General features: G+C 60.5%; 19 protein-coding genes. 4 read left to right on the top strand and 15 right to left on the bottom strand.

What is annotated here, in order from left to right; translation table 11 throughout:
• Nucleotides 1–19 precede the first annotated feature (19 nt).
• Both AC3FKH_RS31855 and AC3FKH_RS31850 read right to left on the bottom strand, forming a co-directional pair.
• A complete protein-coding gene (locus AC3FKH_RS31855; protein WP_488677820.1) occupies nucleotides 20–883 on the bottom strand; it encodes a hypothetical protein in 864 nt (287 codons plus the stop codon).
• Complete coding sequence (locus AC3FKH_RS31850) at nucleotides 870–2,051, bottom strand: integrase domain-containing protein (RefSeq protein ID WP_488677818.1); 1,182 nt, start codon at nucleotides 2,049–2,051, stop codon at nucleotides 870–872. The genes AC3FKH_RS31855 and AC3FKH_RS31850 overlap by 14 nt, the downstream gene beginning before the upstream one ends.
• Nucleotides 2,052–3,184: 1,133 nt before the next feature.
• Here AC3FKH_RS31850 and AC3FKH_RS31845 point away from each other — a divergent pair.
• Nucleotides 3,185–4,207 (top strand): PRTRC system protein D, encoded by a 1,023-nt coding sequence (locus AC3FKH_RS31845; RefSeq protein ID WP_488677816.1) that lies wholly within the window; start codon nucleotides 3,185–3,187, stop codon nucleotides 4,205–4,207.
• 691 nt (nucleotides 4,208–4,898) lie between these two features.
• Here the strand turns inward: AC3FKH_RS31845 and AC3FKH_RS31840 are convergent.
• From AC3FKH_RS31840 to AC3FKH_RS31815, 6 genes are all read right to left on the bottom strand, one after another.
• On the bottom strand, nucleotides 4,899–5,117 hold the full coding sequence (locus AC3FKH_RS31840) for a hypothetical protein (RefSeq protein ID WP_483714568.1): 219 nt from the start codon (nucleotides 5,115–5,117) through the stop codon (nucleotides 4,899–4,901).
• A 110-nt stretch (nucleotides 5,118–5,227) separates the two neighbouring features.
• The gene (locus tag AC3FKH_RS31835) at nucleotides 5,228–6,271 is read right to left on the bottom strand and encodes a primase-helicase zinc-binding domain-containing protein (protein WP_488677813.1); all 1,044 of its coding nucleotides are present in this window, start codon (nucleotides 6,269–6,271) and stop codon (nucleotides 5,228–5,230) included.
• Nucleotides 6,272–6,534: 263 nt separating this feature from the next.
• Entirely contained in the window at nucleotides 6,535–7,023 is a 489-nt protein-coding gene (locus AC3FKH_RS31830) for a single-stranded DNA-binding protein (RefSeq protein WP_488677812.1), read from the bottom strand.
• 19 nt (nucleotides 7,024–7,042) lie between these two features.
• Nucleotides 7,043–7,804, bottom strand: coding sequence for a hypothetical protein (locus AC3FKH_RS31825; protein ID WP_488677811.1), 762 nt, complete (start codon nucleotides 7,802–7,804; stop codon nucleotides 7,043–7,045).
• 8 nt (nucleotides 7,805–7,812) lie between these two features.
• Nucleotides 7,813–8,241 carry a hypothetical protein gene (locus tag AC3FKH_RS31820; RefSeq protein WP_488677810.1) on the bottom strand — a complete coding sequence of 143 codons (429 nt, stop codon included), beginning with the start codon at nucleotides 8,239–8,241 and terminating at the stop codon, nucleotides 7,813–7,815.
• A gap of 100 nt (nucleotides 8,242–8,341) precedes the next feature.
• A complete protein-coding gene (locus AC3FKH_RS31815; protein ID WP_488677809.1) occupies nucleotides 8,342–8,647 on the bottom strand; it encodes a hypothetical protein in 306 nt (101 codons plus the stop codon).
• 766 nt (nucleotides 8,648–9,413) lie between these two features.
• On the opposite strand from AC3FKH_RS31815, the gene AC3FKH_RS31810 reads away from it, so the two are divergent.
• From AC3FKH_RS31810 to AC3FKH_RS31800, 3 genes are all read left to right on the top strand, one after another.
• Nucleotides 9,414–10,580, top strand: coding sequence for a hypothetical protein (locus tag AC3FKH_RS31810; protein ID WP_488677808.1), 1,167 nt, complete (start codon nucleotides 9,414–9,416; stop codon nucleotides 10,578–10,580).
• A 71-nt stretch (nucleotides 10,581–10,651) separates the two neighbouring features.
• Nucleotides 10,652–11,839: a FlhC family transcriptional regulator gene (locus AC3FKH_RS31805; RefSeq protein ID WP_488677807.1), complete on the top strand. Its 1,188-nt coding sequence runs from the start codon at nucleotides 10,652–10,654 to the stop codon at nucleotides 11,837–11,839.
• 620 nt (nucleotides 11,840–12,459) lie between these two features.
• Complete coding sequence (locus AC3FKH_RS31800) at nucleotides 12,460–13,485, top strand: CAP domain-containing protein (RefSeq protein ID WP_488677806.1); 1,026 nt, start codon at nucleotides 12,460–12,462, stop codon at nucleotides 13,483–13,485.
• 557 nt (nucleotides 13,486–14,042) lie between these two features.
• Here AC3FKH_RS31800 and pilV read toward each other — a convergent pair.
• The 7 genes from pilV to pilP form a co-directional block, all read right to left on the bottom strand.
• Nucleotides 14,043–15,290, bottom strand: a complete 1,248-nt coding sequence (pilV, locus tag AC3FKH_RS31795; RefSeq protein WP_488677805.1) for a shufflon system plasmid conjugative transfer pilus tip adhesin PilV — start codon at nucleotides 15,288–15,290, stop codon at nucleotides 14,043–14,045.
• Between the two features lie 7 nt (nucleotides 15,291–15,297).
• Nucleotides 15,298–15,669, bottom strand: a complete 372-nt coding sequence (locus AC3FKH_RS31790; RefSeq protein ID WP_488677803.1) for a hypothetical protein — start codon at nucleotides 15,667–15,669, stop codon at nucleotides 15,298–15,300.
• Nucleotides 15,670–15,813: 144 nt separating this feature from the next.
• Nucleotides 15,814–16,314, bottom strand: coding sequence for a prepilin type IV pili (locus tag AC3FKH_RS31785; RefSeq protein WP_224081680.1), 501 nt, complete (start codon nucleotides 16,312–16,314; stop codon nucleotides 15,814–15,816).
• 33 nt (nucleotides 16,315–16,347) lie between these two features.
• Complete coding sequence (locus AC3FKH_RS31780) at nucleotides 16,348–17,388, bottom strand: type II secretion system F family protein (RefSeq protein WP_488677802.1); 1,041 nt, start codon at nucleotides 17,386–17,388, stop codon at nucleotides 16,348–16,350.
• Nucleotides 17,385–19,187 (bottom strand): GspE/PulE family protein, encoded by a 1,803-nt coding sequence (locus AC3FKH_RS31775; protein WP_488677801.1) that lies wholly within the window; start codon nucleotides 19,185–19,187, stop codon nucleotides 17,385–17,387. Before AC3FKH_RS31775 ends, AC3FKH_RS31780 begins: the two co-directional genes overlap by 4 nt.
• On the bottom strand, nucleotides 19,184–20,422 hold the full coding sequence (pilO2, locus tag AC3FKH_RS31770) for a type 4b pilus protein PilO2 (RefSeq protein ID WP_488677800.1): 1,239 nt from the start codon (nucleotides 20,420–20,422) through the stop codon (nucleotides 19,184–19,186). The genes AC3FKH_RS31775 and pilO2 overlap by 4 nt, the downstream gene beginning before the upstream one ends.
• Before the next feature lie 3 nt (nucleotides 20,423–20,425).
• A complete protein-coding gene (pilP, locus tag AC3FKH_RS31765; RefSeq protein WP_488677799.1) occupies nucleotides 20,426–21,100 on the bottom strand; it encodes a type IV pilus biogenesis protein PilP in 675 nt (224 codons plus the stop codon).
• Nucleotides 21,101–21,115 lie beyond the last annotated feature (15 nt).

Below are 21,115 nucleotides of genomic sequence, written 5' to 3'. Positions count from 1 at the left end.
CCGTCCAGCTTCGACCACCCTATTGATACGTGGTGACATCCAGTCCAGCAATGCCAATGTAACGTGCAGCCGGGCATTGCACCCTTTCCTGCGCTTGCCTCTGTGCTGGCGCATTCAACCGGTTGAACGCGCGGAAGTCCGGCGACCGGCCACCTTCAATGCCGGTCCGAAATATGCACGGAGCCGCGAAACGGCTGCCGCCATGCTCGCTGTTCACAGCAAAACACGGCGACACTCGATCCCTTGTCATCGCAAGCAGGCTCCTTTCAGTCTCTGTCCGTAACGCTGCCGGCGTTCCAACATCATTCACAATCTGGTCGAAGTCAGACTCCCCGAGCCAGGATGCCAGCGACACGCCAAGTTCAGCAAAATCCAGCTCCTGCCCTGGTTCGCTAAAACCGATAAAGAAGAAGACTTGCCCGGTCTGGCAGTTGTCTTCCCACTCCAGTCCCATCCCGGACAATTCCTCCACCAACTCCCCTCCAGGCCCCAATTGGATGGCGCAGTTCATCAGGTCGCTGAGGTAGTCCCCCGCAGCCTCGCCTCCCTTCCGTCGCAAATCCGGTACTTCTAGATAGGGATCTGCCGCCAGAAACGCCTCAACGCTCAGCACGTGTCCATCTGTCTCCCTTCGCCGCAAGTCGACCACAAGAATTCCCCACTCGGTCCGCAACCCTCGTCGGGCCCTTTGCACTTCTTCCAATTCGCCCAGCTCGGCCTGCCCCGGGTCGGCAGCGCTCGCACGCGCAACAGCAATGACATACTCAGGCAGGCTCACCAGGGGCCAGCTCTCCAACTCGTCCGGACCAATGCCACTCGCCAGAATGCCGCACACCTCGTCCGTTCCGTACACGCGATCTTCGTGCTGCTTAATGTCCTTCATTGATTACTCCCGTTTGGGTGGTCTGAAGCTTTGCCAAAATTCGGTACAGTGCTTGCCGCGTGATTCCAAGCGCGATAGCCGCCTTGGCTTTCACGCCGTCGGCGTCTCTCACCGCCTGAGCAGCCATCTCCGGCGTGACCGCCGGGCGGGACTCTGCAGCCTGAACCGAGTAGGTCGACAGATATGCGTTTGCCTTCGTCTGCCTGCTGTGCCCAGCCGCCGCGACAATCTTGCGCATCGCTTCCTCGTGCCGTTCGCGGTCAATCACCCTCCCGCCGCCCTTGATGGCCGCAGCCTGCCCAGCCATCCGCTCGTACATTTGGTGAAAGTACTGATGCCGCAGGCCATGCGCTGTCACGCCACACCCGTCCTTGGTGACACCGTGTTTTTCCAGAACAGCGTAGAAATGCCGCCGCCATTGGTTCAGGGTGTAGTGCCGCGGAATCAGCGTGTCATGAGTTGGGTTCGTCTGTCCCGCCAATTCGGCAACCTCGATTAACAGGTCGTATTGCCAGATGAACTCGATCGGGACCTTCCTTGGCCGACCACCTTTCGTTCCATCGACCGTGTGCAAATGTCCGGACGGCAACACGTCATGGACCGGTCGCAAACACCAGCTCTCCTTCGCCCTCAGGCCGAATCCAGCTTCCAACTTCAATTGCATCGCGACATGACGGTCCGTCCCGGCAATCTCCTCGATCTTCGCCAGCGCATCGATCCCGTTGCCTTCCCAGGATCGATCCTTTCGCGCGATGTAGCTTCGCTTGTAGTCAGCCGGACGCTCAACGTAGTCCTCGATTTTCCCGATCATGGCTGTCTTGCCCATCCACGCGGCGAGCGCGCGCAAGTGCGTCAGTCGCAGTTCCACCGACCCAACATCCAGCTTCTGTCCCTCCACCCAGGATTGCACCAGCCACTGGACATGCTTTTGCCTGAGGTTGTACGGCGTCGTCAGCGCGAAGCCACCCTTGCGCAGATCCACGAACATTTTCAGTAGCGCCTGTGCCCGTTGCCGCTGCGTTAGCTGGGACAGCGACCGGCCACTGACACGCGTTCCGCTTTGCGGCAAGTGCAGGTGCTCTAACGCCAACACTGCAAAAGCCGCCTTGAAGTTTTCGGGGAGGTTGTACGCGGCCAGTACCGCGCGGAGATTGATGCCCTTGCTCATCGTCGTTACTTCCAATCGGCGGCCAAATTCGCCAAGGCGAACGCTTCCGCCCCGCCCAACGGGCGAGCTTCCAAGCCAGGTGTTACTGCCGCCCCGAACGACACTAACCACGTGGCGCGCCGGACTACCACATCCAGCTAACCGGCCACCATGCCGGAGTCCACTTCTTCCTGTCCTTTAGCGATGCCAACCGATCAGCCCTGAGCATGGAAGCAATGCGTCGTGACTGTCCGCTACGCGAACACACAGGCCTTTGCCTCGTGTGCCGCTGCGCGGCCATCCACCCGGTGCATCGTTTCGATGCCGGCCCTCGCTCGCCAGGATTGTCGTCCTTGCGTTCGCGGCCTCCGCCGTGGTGGGTGATTCCTGATGCGCCGTTCTGGTACCGGTAGCGCCCCCCGGATCGTCATGCTCTCAGAAGCCTGCGTCAGCCACAGTCGTGGCTCGCAACCAGCTCCCCGCCCCGAAGCCAGATCATCTCCGCCGCGGTGTGTCGGGCTTCGTGATCCGTGCCCAGCCTCAGGCTGTAGGGACGTATCTCATTCGTTTGGCGACTCTTCGAACACTGTCCGGTGTCCGGCTACGGAATCGTCCACACTACGGTCCACTTTCACAAACAGACCGCAAATCGGCTTGGTATCGCGGTGTCCGGTGTCCTCACTATCCGACACTGTCCACTTGATTTAATTGAAAAAAAACCGGATCAATATCCGGCTCGTACATAGACGCGACTGACGACCCATTTTGGGCAGTGTCAGTGCTTGGGATGGCCGCCAAACTGGCGGCGAGGTCGATGCGTCGGGGACGCGAGAAGTGTGTCAAGGATAGCGAGCCACGCGTCGACGTGCAACCCCGGCTTGCCTCGAAACGTATCTCATATTCCCGAGCTTTCGATCCCTTGACATCGCATTTCCAACGGTAAAGTGGGTCATGACGATGTGCCACCAAGTAGGCCTTGGTGGCACATCGAAGGCCCACGTCCCACCAAGTGCCACATCGTGCCACGTGAACCAAGATGAAGCGGCCTTCAAAGTGCCACATGAAGGCATCAAGTGGCACTTCGACCGACTTGGGCCTTCCAATTCCGCCCCTGGCTCACGAACCGAGAAGCCCAAACTATCTGAGAGGAAGCCATGAAACAACACATTGAACATATCAAACACTCGACCATCGCCATCGACGTCGGCTACGGCAACACCAAGTCCGCCTGGGCTCTTGGTTCCGACATCACTATGAACATGTTTCCGTCGCTGGCCCCGCTGGCGGCGAACACCGCCCTGAACAATTTTGGTGGCGGCCTGTTCAAGTCCCGCAATGTTGTTACCGTCGAAGTGGACGGCGCACGTTATGAGGTCGGCCCGGACGTTTCGATCAGCGGCGCCCATGTGCACACAGGGCGGGCGTTGTCGGAGGACTTTGCGGCAACGCCAAACTATGCGGCGCTGCTCGGCGGCGCCCTGCATTACGCAGGTGCGCGTGAGGTGGATCGGCTGGTTCTCGGCTTACCGGTCCACAACACGCAGAAGTACGCCGAGCATCTGAAGGACCGCTTTTCCGGCAGCCACAACTTCGGTTGGGGGGAAATTCACATTGGCAGCGTACTGCCGCTGCCCCAACCGCTCGGGACCCTCATCAGCTACATTCAGCAGAGCGGCAAGAAGTACGACCCGGAGAATGCGTACCTCGTGATCGACATCGGCTACTTCACCACCGACTGGGTTGTCGCTCACGGGTACACCGTCGACGACACCCGCAGCGGCGGCGTTCTTGGCGGTGCGGCACATGTGTACCAACAGGTAGCGAGCCTGATCACCGCCGATCAAGTCCAGCCGATCGAAGGTATCGAGCGGATCGACAAGGCCATCCGCGAGTCCAAGCCCCTCGTGTACTTCGGGAAAGATCTCGATGTGGGTCCGTACCTGAAGGAAGCGATGGCGATCACCCAGCAATCGGTCAAGGAAATCCAGACACGGGTTGGCCGCCCCGATGACCTTAGGTCGATCATTCTGACGGGCGGTGGCGCGCAACTGTATGCACCGGCCATTCGCGCGGCCTTCCCCCAGAACGTCATCCACATGATCGATGTGCCCTGCTTTGCAAACGTGCGCGGCTTCTATACGATCGGCGCCGCAAGGCAAGCAACCCGCACCGCATAAGACAACACCATGGACAAGTTGCAGATAACCGTGACGCTGTCCGAGCCCGAGTTGCTTGCCTATTTGCGGCACTTCTCGGGTGCACGTGAGCGATCCTTCATGTTGCGAATGCTGGCTTTGCGCGGCCTCCAGTCGGGGAGTCCAGGTGGTTCTAATCTCCTTTGGCCCCCGATGGCGGGCACGCCAGTGCAAACCAGTCCTGAACCTGCGCCTCAGGTCGCCCCGCACCGACCACTTTACGAGCAGGTTTTGCCTGAGCCAGCCATGCCGGCACAGGACCCTGCACAGCCCCAGGCGCAGGCGCGGGGTCCGGTAACGACTCCGCCTTCCCCTCCCAACGTGATTACAAACGTGCAGGAGGCTACCGATCCTGGCACCCCAGACCTCTTGGCGGGCATTGATCTCGCCGCCCTTAACGACGCAATGGCGCGGTACTGAGCCCATCTGGACCCGACTTGACTTTGCGAGATAGCCGCTAAAGTAGAATCCATACCAACGAACAACAAAGGCAAACCACCATGTCGGTCGAATATGAAATCATCCGCTTTTTCAAGTTTCTGTTGACGTTCGGCATCGGCTTCGCGCTGTGGGAATGCGCCCTTCGACTGTGGTGGGCGGTTCGCACGAAGTGAGCCGCAGAAAGCAAAAAAGCCCGGCGAATTGCCGGGCTTTTTTGTTCATGGATGGTCGCCTAGTGGCGCGTCGGCCGTTGCCGGCCTGCGCAGTACGTAAAGGCAGAATCGAAGTCGGCTTCGGTATGCTGAAGCTGTGAGGATCCGTCGTCATTGCGACGGTAGACATGGTAAGTGTCGGCTTCGGACTGGCGCGCCGGGACTGTCCCCGATGGCACTTGACGCATGGCGCGGATTTGCAGACGACCGACGATCACGTTGAACCCTTTGAACGACATGGAAAGCTCCAAGAAGTGAGCTGCCGAAAGGGTTCTCCCGTGCGGGCAGAACCCGCAGGGCAGATAGAGAAGAGGATGCCGCCCCGAAGTGCGGCGCTTGCAACGACCGGCTACGCGCAGACAGCCTGCTTGCCGGCAATGTCCTGCAACCGGCTGGCGGTCAGCCATTGGTCACAAAAATCCGTGCTACGCACCATGGGTCGGTGTACGTGAACGGTAAGACCTTCACCGCGAACCCGCTTGGCCAGGGCCAGCGCATCCGCCATTCCGGGCGATTTGCCCGTCTTCGGATCAACCTCATCGAAGTCGGCGAAGATATGCAACGTGTGGATGCCCAATCCTTCGGGCACCACAAAGCGGCTGAGCAGCACCCGGTTGAGGCAGGGCCACGTCGGCACGCCAAAGAGCATGTAGGCGGCGTAGGCATTTTCCAGCCCTTCGGCCACACCCAGTACGCCATCGCGCGGAGGCATGAGCCGCACTGCGCCGCCAGCCAGCGGATGCGCCGTCACATCATTGCGCTTGGCCGGCAGAACTTCTCCGTCAGCCGTCACAATCAAAGCCTTCGCCGGCTTGGCCGGATCCAGTGCGGTCCTGTGCACCGTCGCCATCCGACCGTCTGGTAGCGTGAACTGCGCGACGATCGTCGGGTAGCGTCCGTAGACGACACCCTCATGGCGATAGTCCATCGCGGCAAGCCGCAACGCGGTAGGACGCGGGGCAACTAGCCCTGGTACTCGAGCGGCGAGATATCGCATGGCAGCGTCGCCCGGCGCCAGCGCCGAGGCACGGGACCAGACCCGCTCGATGCGCTTTGCCTTGGCCTCGTCCGACATTGCGGGCTTTGGCTGGGCAAGGCGCAAGGCCCGGGGCGCCAGGCACACCGGCTTGCCACCCTCGATCTCGCTAGCCAACGCAGCAAACGACAAGCCTGTGAACCGGCAGATGAGCTGGAGCCCATCGCCGGCCATCGGACTGCCGTCGTTGCAATGCCGGCAGACCCAGTCACCGCGGCCACGTTTGTTGTCATAAGTGAAGCGATCCTTGCCACCACAAACCGGGCACGCCGAGGGGCGCCCGGATAGGGACGACTCAGGGATGCCGTACTTGAGCAGTACGGACAACCACTGGGCCGGACTCCAGTTCAAGTTCATTTGCACTCCTGTTCGGAATGATGGTTGGTCGATGCCTGAGACAGGCGGGGAAACGCTTGCTCAAAGGACACCCCGGCCGAGCCAGGGGGTCTTTTCAACAATCGCGAGAACGTTGGGGGAACTGCCCGGAATCGGGCGGAAGGAGATGGTTGCCTAGTGCCGCCGGCGAAAGCCGACGGCAACTAGGAAATTGCAACGGGGGGAAATGGGAGGATGCCTGAGATGATCAGCGAATTGCGGATCAGGTTAGCGACCTACCTTGGCTAGAACGGGATGTCATCATCCATGTCCTCAAAGCCATTCGACGGCGCCGATTGCTGACGCGCCGACGTACCCCGCCCCTGTTGGCCACCTTGCTGGGCCTGCTGCTGGCGGGAAGGTTGCTGGCCGTAGCCATCGCCATCATTTGCGCCGCCCTGTCGACCGCCCAGCATCTGCATCTGGTCGGCAACAATCTCGGTGCTGTACTTGTCCTGGCCGGACTGGTCCTGCCATTTTCGAGTACGAATCCTGCCCTCGATATACACCGAGGACCCCTTCTTCAGGTACTGGCCCGCGATCTCGGCAAGCTTTCCGAACATCGAGATACGGTGCCATTCGGTGGCTTCCTTCATCTCGCCGGATTGCTTGTCCTTGTAGCGATCGGCGGTAGCAAGGCGAAGGTTGGCGACAGCATCACCACTCGGCATGTAGCGGACTTCAGGGTCCGCGCCCAGGTTGCCGACGAGGATGACTTTGTTGACTGATGCCATATGGAGATTTCCTTTCAAATTAATGTGAACGCGTGATCGACCACAGCCACTTATCCCACAGGACGGGTTGACCGTTATCGTCCAGCTTTGGCTTTCCAGACCTCTGGTGGAACGCCTGGACCTTAACCTTTTCCAGCCGCCGCACTTCCACCCAGTCGCCAAGTTGGCACCCGGATTCGGAGATAGCGTCTTTGAGGCCCTCGCCCTGCAGCGTCTCGGAGCCTGTCGCTGTCTCTAGCTTCAGGGCAAACGATTGGTAGGTCCGGCCGATGCGCTTGCGATCAGGGAACTCGGCTTCGCCCCAGAACGTGATTTTGCCGCGATGCGCAGATCCGCTCGACGCGCGGCGCGCGGGAGCGCTGACCGTCGCAGGTACGGCATCTAGGACATCACTGGAGGGCTTACGCGATAGGATGCTTGCGCCGTTGTTGCTAGTCGCCGCAATGCTCGCTGCCGGGGTCGCATTTGCGCGAATCGCTCCAGCGATGACATCAGCCAATTTTGCACCCGGATATTCTCCAGCCATGCACCAGTACGGGACCGGGTCTGGCAAGAGCTTCTGACCAAAGCGGGTCGCTGTCGGTCGGGGCTCGAAGGCTGCCACGAAGTGAACGATGCGCCCGCCTTCGTCGCGAAAGAGATTCGGGACGCCGCTGATCTCGATGTGGGCTTCGTTGCTCGACCCCGTGCCAACGATTGGCGAATGGACGGGCTCTTGTGTGACTGTGCTCGGCTGGAGAGCATCCTGGAGTGCGCCAAGCAGTCTCTGAAGAAATGCCATGACAACTCCTAGAGCAGAGACCCGCAACGCATCCCGCGGACTTCGGCCAGGTCGCGCCTGAGACGGGAGTTGTTGAGAATGATGTCTTGCAGGACCTCGGGACTCACGCCGGTTACGGCGCAGACATAGGCATAGGGCAACGCCCCGTCCCAATAGCCAAAGATCCAGCCCAGCGTCATGTCATAGTCTTCCTTCTCGACGGCCCTTCCTTCCATGCGAGCACGGAGCATATCGGCGCAATCGGCCAGGGACTCGGGAAGATTGTCGCCGCGACGGCTATCGCAGGCGAGGCTGATCAGCGCGTCAACCATTTGTTCACGTACGCCGTCGCTCCAGTGAATTGGATCGGGCAACGGGTCGCGCTTTGGCGGGATGATTTTGACAGGTGCCGCGTCCCCGAAGAAATCGAGTTGCCAGGCGGCGGGTTTCATTTCCATAGGGTTCTCCGAATGGGAACCCTATTGCCCACCTGCCGGTGGGAACAAGGTTCCCACGACAGGTGGATAGAGCCGCCCTCTAGAACGAGGGCGGATCAGGTCAGGCGCTGCGACAAGCAGCTTCCTGGCGCTTCAACGGAACGACGACAGGGGACTTCGCATACGCACGAGCTTGAGGCGCTTGCGAATCGCTCTGGTCAACAGGTGCAGCTTGCGGCTTGGGCATCGTAACGTCTCGGGGCGTCGGCACGATGTGCGAGCGACCGAAGACATTGTGATAGACCCAAGATACCCCGACGATTGCGAGAAACAACGCGCAAACCGCTGATTGTGTTGCCACATAGATCGCCATCAGCGAAAAGAACAGGCGGATAGGCGAGCGCAGCAGATTGGACAAGGATTCCATGGTTTTCTCTCTTGAAAACTGAAACTAGGATTTCCCGACAGAAATGTCGGGCGATTATTCGATGCTCAGAAGAGCAAGGAATCCTTGAAGCGGCAACGCGCTTGCCGAATGCACACGGCATCGGGCAAGGACGCTGCTCAGGGATTCGCAAACTGAAGGGAAGTCATGGGACGAAGCAAGCGTGGCGCTTTGCCCTGTCATGTCGATGCGCCTGGGACGCGTGTGTTCATAGAACGGTAATCCATCTTTGGCCCATCGAATCCCCGGAAAGCTCACCAAAACTATGCGTCTTTCCGGGAAAGTCAGTCCAACCTGTTGGACTGAGCACAAAAACTGACGCTCAGACGTGGGCGCTGGGCCTACTGCGCAATCTGTGCGCCACCGATTGGCAGCGAGTCCGGGGGTAATCAGAAGTTCCGGAAAGCTAGCAGTATTCGGCCCCCGCTTTGCTTAATTGTGAATACGTAAACTGCCAAACAGCCGCTCCCCGACACCCCCCCACTATAGGGGTAAACACCTACACCCCTTCCGAATTTTGCCGATAGTCCGAGCACGAGCGGCGAAAGCTATGCCCCATTCGTCGTCTTTCCAGACCATTGCCCCGGAAAGACGCGCATAAGCTCGACATGTTCCCTGCCCAAGTGGGAACGCACCGGGTTCCGACTCGCCCTTCGGCCCGCCCGTCGCGCCCTTGACAAGCTGACGGTGCATGTACGGTTGGAACAACCGGCTTCGCCGGCGACAAGACCACGAAAAAGAAAAATCTATGGATCAATCTAACAACCTTCCATCCATCCTCTCGGACGACCCACTTGAGGACAAGGGGGCTCAGCTTGTGCAGCTCGCGCGCGCAGTCCTCACCGACCGCTTCGACTCCGCCGAGGTTGGACGCATTGTCCAAGCCAGCCGAGAAATCTTGCTGAGCCAAGAGCGCATTCAGACGGAACAGCTTGCTGTCGGAGCAAGACTTGCTCAGATCCACTCGACAATGCTCAGCAATTTCGAGGCCTCTTCGGATAACCGGCGACTCGCCCGCAGGCATGCAGCCGCCCTCCTGTTGGATTACTGCAAGCAAGTCCTGAGCCTGGGAAGGTCGTCCATGTACGTTCACATGCAGACGTACAGACGCTTCCTGGATAACAACAGGGCGGTCAACCTCTTCACCTTTGGAGAATTGGCCATGCTGGTCCGTGAAAAGGTGTCAGACGATGACCTACTGGTAATCATGGAGGCAAAGGAGAAGAACAATGAACTGACCCGTGACGACGTCCGCAAGCTGATGCTCAAGACCCGCCAGTCCGACGAACAATTATTGGAAGCGTCGGCAAAACTCGAAGGCGTGAGGGAAGAGCTCGCCCACGCGGTCACCCACCAACGGGACATGGAGTTCGAGATCAAGCACCTCCGTGCGCAAGCCCACCAGGCTTCCACTGAACGTGACACACATCGCGCGGCGCTTTCGGACGCGCAAGTCGACCTCGCCAGAAGTAACAATGCTGTGAGCAAGCTTCAGATCGCTATTGACGATTTGACTCACGAGCGCGACCGCCTCCTTGATCAAGCCGTCAATGCCAAGTCTCGGATCGAAACGAAAGAAGTCGTCCGCGAAGTGCCACCTGAAGGTTACATCTCCGTTGAAGCGGCCATCGAAGCCGTCAATCAGCGGCTGGCCGCCGCTAAGCAGGAACTCCAAGACACTTTGCACCGGCTGGAGACCGCCAGTGCGGCAGAGTCTAACGACGCGGATACTCGCGCGCTGCTGGCCGACCTCCAGGAACACTTCGAAGTCATGGCAACGAAATTTTCTCAGACTCAACTGCGAGTCTTAATGAACCAAGATTCCGCCCGGTTCCGCCCTCTACTTGAAACGATGGCGGCCGTCGTCTCTCGCTATCACGGGGAGTTGGTCGCGGCACTCAACCATACAAAGTAACCCCACCTGCCAAGTGAGGATTTCTAAACTCAAACATTTAAAAAAAATAAATACTGCACGAGGAAACTGTAATGAAGCTTGATATCTTGCGCGGCGATTTCGACAAGCTTGGACTGTCGAAACTGTCAGCCGAACGCGTTCGCTCAACCAACTATCACCTCACCGATTATATGGAGGAGGCTTTGATCCGGCACGCCACGCTTGCTCAGACGTTTGGCATCCGAAAGGAAGAGATCGCTGCGCTGCGCAAGAACGAGGCTGGCTTTCGCAAGCTGATGGGCACGCCATTTATGACCGTGGTCCCATCGATTACATCGGCGGAGGACTGGAAGGCGCTGGTCGCCGGACGCACGACAACCTTGGCGGTAGACAAGGTGCAAATGCAAATGCCTGTCCTCGACAGTGTGGACAAGATCCTTCTCTATCACAACAACCGTGCCTACGTGTGGCTCATGGTTGAACTGCTGCATGCCAGCATTCTCGCCGCGCCTCTGCTCGGCATCAGCTTGGAGCTTGCTCACTACCTACGTGGATTGCCGCAGCATCAGCTCGACCTCGCAGTGAACCGAATACAGTTCCCCCTTTTCCGATGGCGCATCTCGGACCCGGTCTTCTTCATTGAACATTCGGCCGACCGCGTGTCGTACGATCTGTTGGGTCACTACTTCATGCGATTCTCCCAACTCCGTGTCGAGAAGCCGGAAGGCAAGCAAGGGTGGACACATCTTCGCCTCGAACGCTTGCAAACCGATGTCTATAGCATGATGCTCACCGCCATGGGATGCCGGGCCTCAAGCGTTGCATCGCTACTTTCCATCAACTCCGCGAAAGCCAGAAAGGTCTACCTCGAGTACCACGGTGAATCGTCTCCTTGCGGCCAAATGCCCAGCTCCGTCGCTTGGCATTTCGAATCCTCGAATGCGCGCGTGCAGTCCACAGTCTTTCTCTGGCTATACCGAATCTGCATCAGCCAAGACTCAAAAGTGCCCGAGGCTTTGATCGCCGCCTATAACGTTACGGCGCAGGCGTTCGCCTCGGACCTACGGCTTACTGCCGATCGCGCCAGCTATCTTGCACGCACGATGGCTGAGGAATCGGAAGTCTCACTCGCCGCGTGCAGGTCCTGCGGCACCGACTACCTGATCGCGAACAGCGGTGCGCGGATTGAGCTCAGCCGGTCCTACGCCTGCCCGGTGTGCTCCGGCACGCTTAGCGCGGCACCCTGGCGGCGTCGTCGGCGCAGCGGAGACACGCAGTAGGCAGCCAAGTCGGTCACAGAACTATTCCCAACGGAGGCGACGCGAGTAATCGCGCCGTCGTCAGGACCCTGTCGCATGCATATCGGACTCCTACCATTCCAGGCGCTTTGCATGGCCGTCACTGCGTATCTTGCCCACCGGCGCGGCAGGAGCGCAGTACTCTGGGGAGCGCTGGCGTATGTACTGACCGTGGCAACGCCTCTCCTACTTCTCTTTGTTTCCCGCCGAAAGCGGGTAACACTTAAGGAATATTTGGCCCAGTACCCCCACTGCCGGACCAAGCGCGGAATGGCTTGCGCCCATTGCAATTCGAGCAGCATCCGTCTCTGGCGCAACGCCGGATTGCTGTCGAATCGAGACCAGCACCTCTGCAACCATTGCGGATCGTACCTATACGATAGTTGAGACAACGAGGCGAGGACTCCGCAACGGCCGGCCCTACCCCTCGCAATGGGGGCTAAAATTCGCCTCCGATCTGCCGACTAGGAAGCCATGCAGCCGATCCTCGGCTGCGTTTTCGTCGGGCTGCTAGCGCGACTTGACTTCGCGCTGGCTTCGGTAAGCTGGAATCAAGTGGTTCGAGAGGCGATCCACAAGATTCCAGCAAAAAGGAAAACAAGATGAAAAACAGTACGACTCTTCTCAGCGTTTTTGCAACGGCAGCCGCCCTCTCCCTCGCCGCTTGCGGTGGCGGTGGCGACAGCGGTAGCTCCAACCCGCCTTCCACCGGAAATAGCAATACCAGCCAACCGGCCCCTCAAGCACCAACTTCCGTTGTTCCGGCGACGAGTGTCCCGGCGCCAACATATGCGGACAGCCGCCTGAGCGCCTTTAACGCACTGAACACGCTTCGTCAGAAGATGGGTGTCGGTCAGCTCAAGCAGGATCCACTCCTCGATGCTGCCGCCGAAAACCATCTTATCTACTCGAAAGCGAATAGCACCATTAGTCATACTGAGACGCCAGGGCTGCCGAGCTTCACTGGCGCGACACCGTATGATCAGGTTGTCGCCGCTGGCGGTAGCAAGAACCAATGGATCGGGCAAGTGCTGGGCAAGGCCGGATACGTTGATGGCGCGGAATGCGTTGCTGGCTTCCTTCATAGTGTCTATCACTTGCAGGGCGTAACCAGTAACCAAGAAGCGACCGGCATCGCATTTCACGACAATATTTGCGTTATCAATTTCTCAGTGTCGACCGGCGCCAATGGCGGCGGATATGGCTTGCCGCAGTATGGCGGCCAGCAGCTGCCGGCCGGTGCTTTCGCGTATTACCCGCTGGACAACGACTCCGTCCTCGGCTCTTTCACGCCAGCGGCCGAATCCCCCAACCCTGCGTCGGATCTTTCTACGGCGGGCACACCGATCATGTTCCGAGTGCCTGCGCCCGCGGCGTCGGACGTTTTGACGGTCACCAGCTTTACGCTGACAGGCCCTAATGGCGCGTCCGTGCCCGTGCGTGTATTGGTTCCTGCGGCAGCTAAGTCGGGTTCAACCGCAAGCGCCGTTGCCGATGCAAACTTGTTTGCAGGCGTTGTATTTATGTTGCCGACCCAGCCACTGTCCGCAGGGAATTACACGGCCACCTTTGCCGGGGCGCGAAACGGTGTGCCTATCACGAAGTCGTGGAGCTTCAACGCCTTTTGAGCCGGCCAGGAACTGCATGGAGAAATGCCCGCAACCGCGGGCATTTTTTTTACGATATGACTACTGGCACAAGGCAACCCGGAAGTAGACGTTGTCGATATTCACATACGTCGCCCCACGAATGAATCCCTGATTCGAGATGATCTTATCGATCAGCCAGTTCGGATCTACGTCGGGTAGGTCAGCGCCATGAAAACGTGTAGACCCGTACCAGTAGAGATAGGAGTCCCAAAACAGATTGTCGCTCGCGTCCCGATTCAACGCGAGCGCAAGAAATGACGTTGTTGCAGCAGGATCAGGGCAGGTCGGCGGCGGTGGCGGCGGTGGCGGCGGTGGCGGCGGAGGGGGCGGCGGGGAGTTAATCGCACAGTACGCAATACCAGTCCCCGGACGCCGGTCCCAATGAGTACCGGGCCAACAGTCGGCAACGGTCATAGCCGGCGCAGGAAGAGTTATTAGCTCCGCATTTGCCGTACTATTCCATGTTGCGCTCGCAACAAGAATTACCGCGACAAGCACCCTGAGAACATCCTTCATCACTTTTCCTTGTTCTTAATTTAGTATGAACAGCCGGTGGTGACCGTCCCGACAAGTTGTCCCCCGATCGCACCGATGTCATTACCGCTATACCAAGCAGATGGGGATATCGCACTAGCCTGGGCACCCCACTGCCATCCACCGTCATTCATTGCAAAGTAGGTGCCCTCAATCGGCGGCATGACGCTTCCAGTCACGTTCACCATCTGCTGCTTGGGGGTGTAAATGGCCCATGGCGCGCCGCCGGGACAGTTGTCCTTCACGAAAGCCATGCCATCGGTCACGTTGTCGATCTTTCGCGTTATGACGATGTTGCCGAGTGCGTTGCTCAGAGACACATAGCGATTTCCTTTGCAGACGTAGCCAACGTTGTTCCCGCTTGTTGCGAACTGACCATTGTTTTCACACCACATGCCATCTGACACATTCGCGACGGCAGTCCCAACGGGCTGCCAAATACCGGCGGAGCAGATCACAAGCCCAGTCCCAGTCGAACTTCTACGGACGGACGTATCCACCCCGCAAGCCGTGTTCGGTGTGCCCGTGCTGGTCAGGTAGGTGTCGCCGCCGCTTGTCAACGCAGTGTTTGCCGTCACCCGCCCAGCGCTGTTGAGATCGTTGCCTCCCATGTCTATGGAGGTTTGCATCTTGTTCAGCTCCGGGTGGCCAGGAACCTGCACCCGATACAGGTAACCGTTGTTGGCCTGCGCGCCGGTGAAGGCGAGCAACGATGCAAGCCGGCCACTACCGGGATTCGTAAAGTTGGCAAGCGGTACCTGCCACGCACCATATGCGCCGTACGCGTTGGTCGGCACCATCGTTGGATCACCGTTCTGGCCGGCGTATGGCACAAAGCCGCCCTGCGCGCCAGCTTGAGCGGCGATCTGCACGAGCTGACGAGTGTCGGTAATGGCGCGGCCGCCCTGCGAGGTAACAAGCGCCTGAAGATTGTTGGGCGTCGGCTGCAGCACCTGTAGTAGCCAGCTTTGCCCGAAGACATTGGTGGCCGAAAAGCCCGCCGGCAGATAGCCGCCATTCACAAGCACCGCTGGTGTGACTGAGACGGGCACGGTAGCTGTCGCCTGGATCACGAGAGTGGCGGCCTGGTCCTGCACGAACTGCAATGCAGCCTTGTCAAACACCAGCATCTGGCTGGCAGCGGCCGCGGTCTGCACATTCGTCACCCCGGCCTTTGCCCACGTCGCGAAGCCTGCAAGGCTTAGCATCGAGAGCATCAGCGCGATGAGATATCCAACGATCGATTCCATGCGTTACTCAGGTATTCAACTGGATCCAATGGACCAGCGCGCCGACTGGAATGCTCGCGGGCACGCTATACGCGGTGCCCGTCGAGATATTGACGGCCGTGCCCTGGCTGCGGACACGGAACCAGCCGAGACTTCCGCCTGTGCTGCCAAGCAGCGCCGCGCTGGCACCGGAGGACACGGGCACGTATCCGTACACATCCCGTCCACCTCCAGGTTTGGCTACAGCCATGCATCCTGCTCCGGCTGGCACGGTCATACCCGATGGCAGCACGGGCACTACACTGGCACCGACAAGCCCCGGCGTGGCGCCGGCGGTGGTCACGCACGCTGCGCCGTACGCCTGCGCCTGCTGGGCCGTCACCGTAGCCACGGAATCCATGCGGCCCGGCAACCCCGCTCCGGGCATAGCCTGCGCAAGCTGCCAACCCTGCGCCATGATTCCCGCGCAAAAAAGCACCGCTGCGATCGGTAACACTAGGTATCCCATGCTTGTCCCCTTAGGCCGTTGTGCCCGGCCGGATTCTCACTGGAAGGTGAGCGTAAATGTGGCGGTCGCGCTGCAGGCAGCACCAGCGGTTGCCTGATCGGGCAGCGTGGTCTGCGTAAAAGTCGTCGTACCGACCACCAACGTGACATAGTCCTTCAGGCTCAACGCGGCACTGACGCATTGCTTTGCAGTCTGCGCGTTGCCACCACCGAACGTGATGACGCCTTGCGAGCCGTTGTTGGCCGACGCGAGTGTGACGGTGTTACCCCACGTGTCAACCAGCGCCGTGCCGCGCACCATGTCCGTCGGGAACATCCCGCCAGTAATCAGGGCTGGCACATTCGCGGTCGTGAAGTTGGTGTAACCGTTATTGCCCTGGGAGAACCCGCCCCGTGCGTTCGTGATGATCTGCGTGATGTTCGTTGCAACCACGCTGGCTTTGTGATTCTGGAAGCCGTTATAGCTGGCGTACGCGATCCCAACCAGTGCAAGCAAGCCCAACACAGTAGCGACGACGCGCCCAAGAATTCCATCCATTTGACACTCCTATCAGGTTTGAGCACGTCGACGTTAGAGCTGCCCCATCGATGACGTGAGAATCGATGAGAGAGAGTTGGCTCCGAGCTGGAGCACAATAAAAGCGAGGAACATGAAGCCAGTAAAGATGGCGGACATCACCATCCCTTTCGCAAGCAGTTGCCGCTCAATGACCTCCGCGTGCTGTCGAACGGCGACAGTGATTTTTTCCGTGAAGTCATCGAAGCCGGCATAGGCGCCGATCTCGTCAATCAGATCCAGGGAGGGGAACGCGTTTCCGGCTTGCCGCATGGCCTCTGCCAGATCCAGCCCGTCAGCAAGACCCAGCCGAATCGGCCGCAAGCGCGATGCAAGCCACGGCGACGCTGTCGCAATCTGGCTCTCCAGCGCAGCGATATCTGGCACTCCGGCGCGCAACAGGGCAACGAACGACAGCAACCAGGTGAAGCCGGTGATTTCGCGGTACACCGTGAACGGGAAAATGTGCTTGTCGCAGTAGCGCCGGCCTGGACCGGTCCACCTGGCAAGCGCCCACCAGCTCCAGATTGCGTACCCGGCAAGCGTCCCGAACAGCAACGGCGCTGGCCAGCCCACGGCCAGTTCTCCCGACAAGTACATGGCGTAGGCCCAATCCGTCCAACGGTCGATCGGCAGAACGCCCAGAAACTGAGGAACGATGTAGCCACCGATGAGCAGCAGCACCGCGTACAGGGTCACCAGATACACCGCCGGCGCAAAGAAGCTGGCCTGGAGCTTCTGGCGCAGGCGGGCGGTCAGATCCCGCACTTCCAGTACGAGGCGCATGGCGTCCGGCAATTGACCGGCCTTCTCGCCGGCATCGAGGGCGCTGCGCTCGAGATCGCTGAGGCCCGGCCCCATTGCCGCCATCAGGGTCTTGCCATCCCGTACCTGACGTCCGACCTCGTTCGCCGCCTCGGCCGCGCGTTTGCGGCCCCGTCGGGCTTGCCGCTCGCGGAAGTCGTCGATAACCTGCGCCAGGGTCAGCCCGTTCTCCAATTGGCTCGAAGCCTGTTGGTACAGGCGTCGGCGCATTGCCCAAGCCATCTCGCTCATTGTTCCTCCCACATGGGAATGGCATCAACATTTCGCTCGGCGTCGATCGGACTTAGACGTCCGGCCAGCACAAGATCCATCGCATGGGCAATCATGGGCTTGTCAGACCCCTCACGCTTCCTATGCTCGCGCCGCGCAACCAATACGCCGTCCTTGATGCAGTCCTGCATCAGCGCTTCGCTAGCAACGACCACCTCGGCGACCGCCTGCTGGCCGACAATCGCTTCGCCGTGGCAATGGGAGCAACCCGCGCCACGCACCCGGACTTCCGACAAGTCGCCCCAGGACTGCAGTGCTCTCAGCATGTAGTCCGGAAGTGCCTGTGAGGCATGCTCAAGCGGCACCGAGCACTCCGGACAAAGCAGCGGCACGATGCGCTGGGCGATCAGCCCGATGATCTGGTTGTGGTTCGCGATCACCTCCATGGCGAGTCGAACGTGGTCCAGCATCATCAGCCGCGAGAACGTTTCAAACGGATCGGTCACGTGCAGGGTCGTCAGCACAAGGTGGCCAGTGGCCGCAGCCTGCAACGTTGCGATGGCCTCCTCGACACCGCGGATTTCGCCAAGCAACACCGCGTCCGGATCCATCCGCAGCGTCATGCGCAGCATTTCGGGGAACCGCTCACTTTCCGTCGTGAGTTGGACAGCCCAGTCCATCGGGTACTCGGTCGGATTCTCGATGGTGATGAGCCGCTTTTCCGGAAAGAGCCGCGCCTGGTGCCGCGTGCATTCGAACAGCGTCGTGGTCTTGCCGCTCCCGGTTGGCCCCGTCACCACAATTACCCCCATCGGCCGGCGCAGCAGTTGGGAAATCAGTTCGACCTGAAGCGGCGTGTATCCCATCTGCCCGAGCTTGAAGTCACCGCCCGGCGCCTTGGGAGTCCGCAGATCCAGTCTCTTTGCCGCATCGACCGCGTCCGCCTTCAGTGTCCCCTCGTGATGCTCGCGGTACTGCAGTCGAGCGACCAGAAAGCCGCCGCCGGCTTCAACGGGATATGCCGGCCCGCGGATGATCCGCACGCTCGACAGCCCTGTTCCGGGCAGCGCGTCTCCGGCAATCTGTGCATCCTGAACATCGAGCGGGTTGTATGTCGCTGCCTTTACCGTCGCCAGGCCCGTGTAGATTGCGCGGATCAGGCGCTCGCCCTCCTCGCGTCGCATCGACAGCGCCGACACCGTTCGCAAATCGCCCTTGATCCGTACCTGAATCTCGGTATGGTCATCGCGCACCAGGATGTGAATATCCGATGCGATCATGGCCGCGCAATCGGCGATCAATCGGCGCGCGAGCGTCAAGGTCTGCAGGTCGGTATCCAGCAGTTGCCCCGAGCCGCGTTGCTGCCGAAGCTCGGCGAGTTCCTGCGCCGAGACCTTTCGGATCTGCGGGGCAACGCCGCCGCGTCGCAACTTGGATTCCCACGTCAGGAGCCGCGGCGTGCCGAAATGCCGGGCGTCCACGTAAATCTCGCAGCCATGCACCGCCAGGACCTGTTGCACGTTCTCCTCGGACAGGCCGAACTCCCTTGCAACGTCCTCGACGTAGAGTCCGCTATCCGCCGCACGCTGACGAAGGGCGCCAGCCTGCTCGGCCGTCAGGTAGTTGAGGTTCAAGGCAACGCGATCAAAGGGCGCGGCGACGTTTCGCGGGTAGATGAGGTGGGGTTCAAGAACCTCCGGAGGCGGCGACAACACCAGAACATCCGCCTTGACGGATGGCTCTACCCTTGCCGCACCACTGCCGACGCGTCGCGACGCCTTGCCCTGGCCTCGCCAGAGTCGCGTGATCGTTCCCATCATCTTTCACTCCGTAGCGAGCTGCCGTTCCGCGTCGCGTAGAGCTTCGCGGTCCCTTTCCAGGTCTGGTTGGCGGCCTCATAGCTGATCTCGGTCAGCCGGACACCTGCCACGGCCTCAATTCCCTCGCCCGCTCCCAGCCACGGCGGCGCGCCGAAGCCGATATCAGCCGTCATCGCCAACCACGGGTCGACAGGTGTCTTTTCGTCCGTTGGCAGCAACGCGGGCGGCATCGTCAACTGCAAACTCACGCCATTCCTTTGGGCATAGGTCCACATCGCACGCTGCGCTTCGGCCGAAGAGCTGATCTCGCGCGAGGAAGGCAGGAATTCGGCCGGGACGCTTGCCGTCTCGGTGGCAAGGTTCCCATCTGCGGTTAGCACGCCTGGCGCGGTGTCCGCCACGCCGCCTTCTCGCTTCCACGTGGTCTCGATCGTCAGTGCCGTCGGCGTCGCCGGCTTGCAGCGCCAGCCGGCCAGCGTCCAACCGCCCTGTGCAAGGGGCTGCCGATCCCACGCACGGCGGCACGCCAGCATGATTTCCTTGGGCGCCGCAATCTCCACCCACGGCGCGGCTTGCTGGCGGGCTGCCTCGTTGGCGAGCCGCGCAGCCGCGATGGCACGCTGTTGCATCCGCTGGGCTTCACGCTCCGCCTCCTGCTGCTGGTCGTACCAGTACCAGCCGCCTCCGATTAGAGCCATCACGCCCGACACTGCAGCCATCGTGTAGGCTTGCGACTTCCAGCGACCAGTTAGCGCGTCACGCATGACGGAAACGCCCTTCGAGGCACGCGCCATCGTGGCGAGGTCGCGCAAGGTGCCTTCGATTTCGGTCCACTCGCCAAGGGCGCGATGCCGTTCGCGGATCGGATTGATCTCTTCCAGCGTGCCGACCCGATCGCCGCCGGCGATGACTGCGTGCCCCTGTCGCACCGCGACATACCAGTAGACATTGCCCCGGAGGTGGAACAGCCCCATCCAGGGCTGGCGATGCTGACCCGCGACAATCGCAGCCAGCGGCTTCAGGCGAGCCGGTTTGGTGCCCGCGATAGCCTCGCAGAATCCGGTCTGAACGGCGCCCTCCGTGCTTTCGTGCACGACGCACCAACGACCATTGCGGCCAAGGTCCAGCGCTCGCACGCGCAAGGCACTCTGGCTCGGCTGGGTTTCCTCATGCTGCCAGGACAGCCCGACAGCAAAGCCGCCCTTCAGCCCCGGAAATGACAGGACTTCGGCCATGGCTTACGGCCTCAGCGTGCGCACGCGCTTGCCATTGGCGAGTTTCACGCCGCCTTCGTCAATGGCCACGACCTTCCAGCCACCTTCCAGCGCATCACCCGGCTGGACGGGTACCATGCGCCCGTTGACATCGACAATCGCGTTGAAATTCCCATCAAACGCGCGCAGCGACACGACACGCAGCGCTTCCGATGAGAAGCCCTTCGCACGGTCGCCAGTGGCGCTGCCCACCGGCATCGGCGCGGCCAGCGAGATGGCGCCGACGCCCGGAGACGGCGCGCCGCCTGCAGCCGTCGCAGTCAGGGAGTCCTCGGCGCGCTTGACCTCCGCCTTGTACTTGGCGATCTCCGCTCGGGCCTTCCACAAGGCGATCTGAGCCTGCAGCGCTGCTAACTCCGGCGCATCGGTGTGGCGCGGTGCCTGAGCCGCATCGCCGGCAGATCCGCCACTGGTGGCCGAAGGCAGATTGGTCGCCCCGGATGTAGCGGGCGGCTGTGCCGCTGCAATGGAAGCCGGTTGTGCTGTCACCGGACCGGCTCCAGCCGCCGCGATCGCGGCGGCGGCCGGATTGGACATGGCCGACGCCGCGTTAGCCGGAAAGGCTGCTGCCTGGCACACGATGGCGGCGGCGGCCAGCGTCACCGGCGCCCAACGATGAATGAATGCGCGATTCTGCATGGGATTGTCTCTGTG

The sequence above is a fragment of the Cupriavidus sp. 21MJTG02-4 genome, from assembly GCF_057798975.1.
The sequence above is the reverse complement of the archived record's forward strand: the minus strand, read 5'-3'. Positions and strand labels throughout refer to the sequence as shown.

Coding starts and splice junctions, on each gene's coding strand:
- AC3FKH_RS31855 (WP_488677820.1), bottom strand. CDS start 883: ATGAAGGACATTAAGCAGCACGAAGATCGCGTGTACGGAACGGACGAG.
- AC3FKH_RS31850 (WP_488677818.1), bottom strand. CDS start 2,051: ATGAGCAAGGGCATCAATCTCCGCGCGGTACTGGCCGCGTACAACCTC.
- AC3FKH_RS31845 (WP_488677816.1), top strand. CDS start 3,185: ATGAAACAACACATTGAACATATCAAACACTCGACCATCGCCATCGAC.
- AC3FKH_RS31840 (WP_483714568.1), bottom strand. CDS start 5,117: ATGTCGTTCAAAGGGTTCAACGTGATCGTCGGTCGTCTGCAAATCCGC.
- AC3FKH_RS31835 (WP_488677813.1), bottom strand. CDS start 6,271: ATGAACTTGAACTGGAGTCCGGCCCAGTGGTTGTCCGTACTGCTCAAG.
- AC3FKH_RS31830 (WP_488677812.1), bottom strand. CDS start 7,023: ATGGCATCAGTCAACAAAGTCATCCTCGTCGGCAACCTGGGCGCGGAC.
- AC3FKH_RS31825 (WP_488677811.1), bottom strand. CDS start 7,804: ATGGCATTTCTTCAGAGACTGCTTGGCGCACTCCAGGATGCTCTCCAG.
- AC3FKH_RS31820 (WP_488677810.1), bottom strand. CDS start 8,241: ATGGAAATGAAACCCGCCGCCTGGCAACTCGATTTCTTCGGGGACGCG.
- AC3FKH_RS31815 (WP_488677809.1), bottom strand. CDS start 8,647: ATGGAATCCTTGTCCAATCTGCTGCGCTCGCCTATCCGCCTGTTCTTT.
- AC3FKH_RS31810 (WP_488677808.1), top strand. CDS start 9,414: ATGGATCAATCTAACAACCTTCCATCCATCCTCTCGGACGACCCACTT.
- AC3FKH_RS31805 (WP_488677807.1), top strand. CDS start 10,652: ATGAAGCTTGATATCTTGCGCGGCGATTTCGACAAGCTTGGACTGTCG.
- AC3FKH_RS31800 (WP_488677806.1), top strand. CDS start 12,460: ATGAAAAACAGTACGACTCTTCTCAGCGTTTTTGCAACGGCAGCCGCC.
- pilV (WP_488677805.1), bottom strand. CDS start 15,290: ATGGAATCGATCGTTGGATATCTCATCGCGCTGATGCTCTCGATGCTA.
- AC3FKH_RS31790 (WP_488677803.1), bottom strand. CDS start 15,669: ATGGATTCCGTGGCTACGGTGACGGCCCAGCAGGCGCAGGCGTACGGC.
- AC3FKH_RS31785 (WP_224081680.1), bottom strand. CDS start 16,314: ATGGATGGAATTCTTGGGCGCGTCGTCGCTACTGTGTTGGGCTTGCTT.
- AC3FKH_RS31780 (WP_488677802.1), bottom strand. CDS start 17,388: ATGAGCGAGATGGCTTGGGCAATGCGCCGACGCCTGTACCAACAGGCT.
- AC3FKH_RS31775 (WP_488677801.1), bottom strand. CDS start 19,187: ATGATGGGAACGATCACGCGACTCTGGCGAGGCCAGGGCAAGGCGTCG.
- pilO2 (WP_488677800.1), bottom strand. CDS start 20,422: ATGGCCGAAGTCCTGTCATTTCCGGGGCTGAAGGGCGGCTTTGCTGTC.
- pilP (WP_488677799.1), bottom strand. CDS start 21,100: ATGCAGAATCGCGCATTCATTCATCGTTGGGCGCCGGTGACGCTGGCC.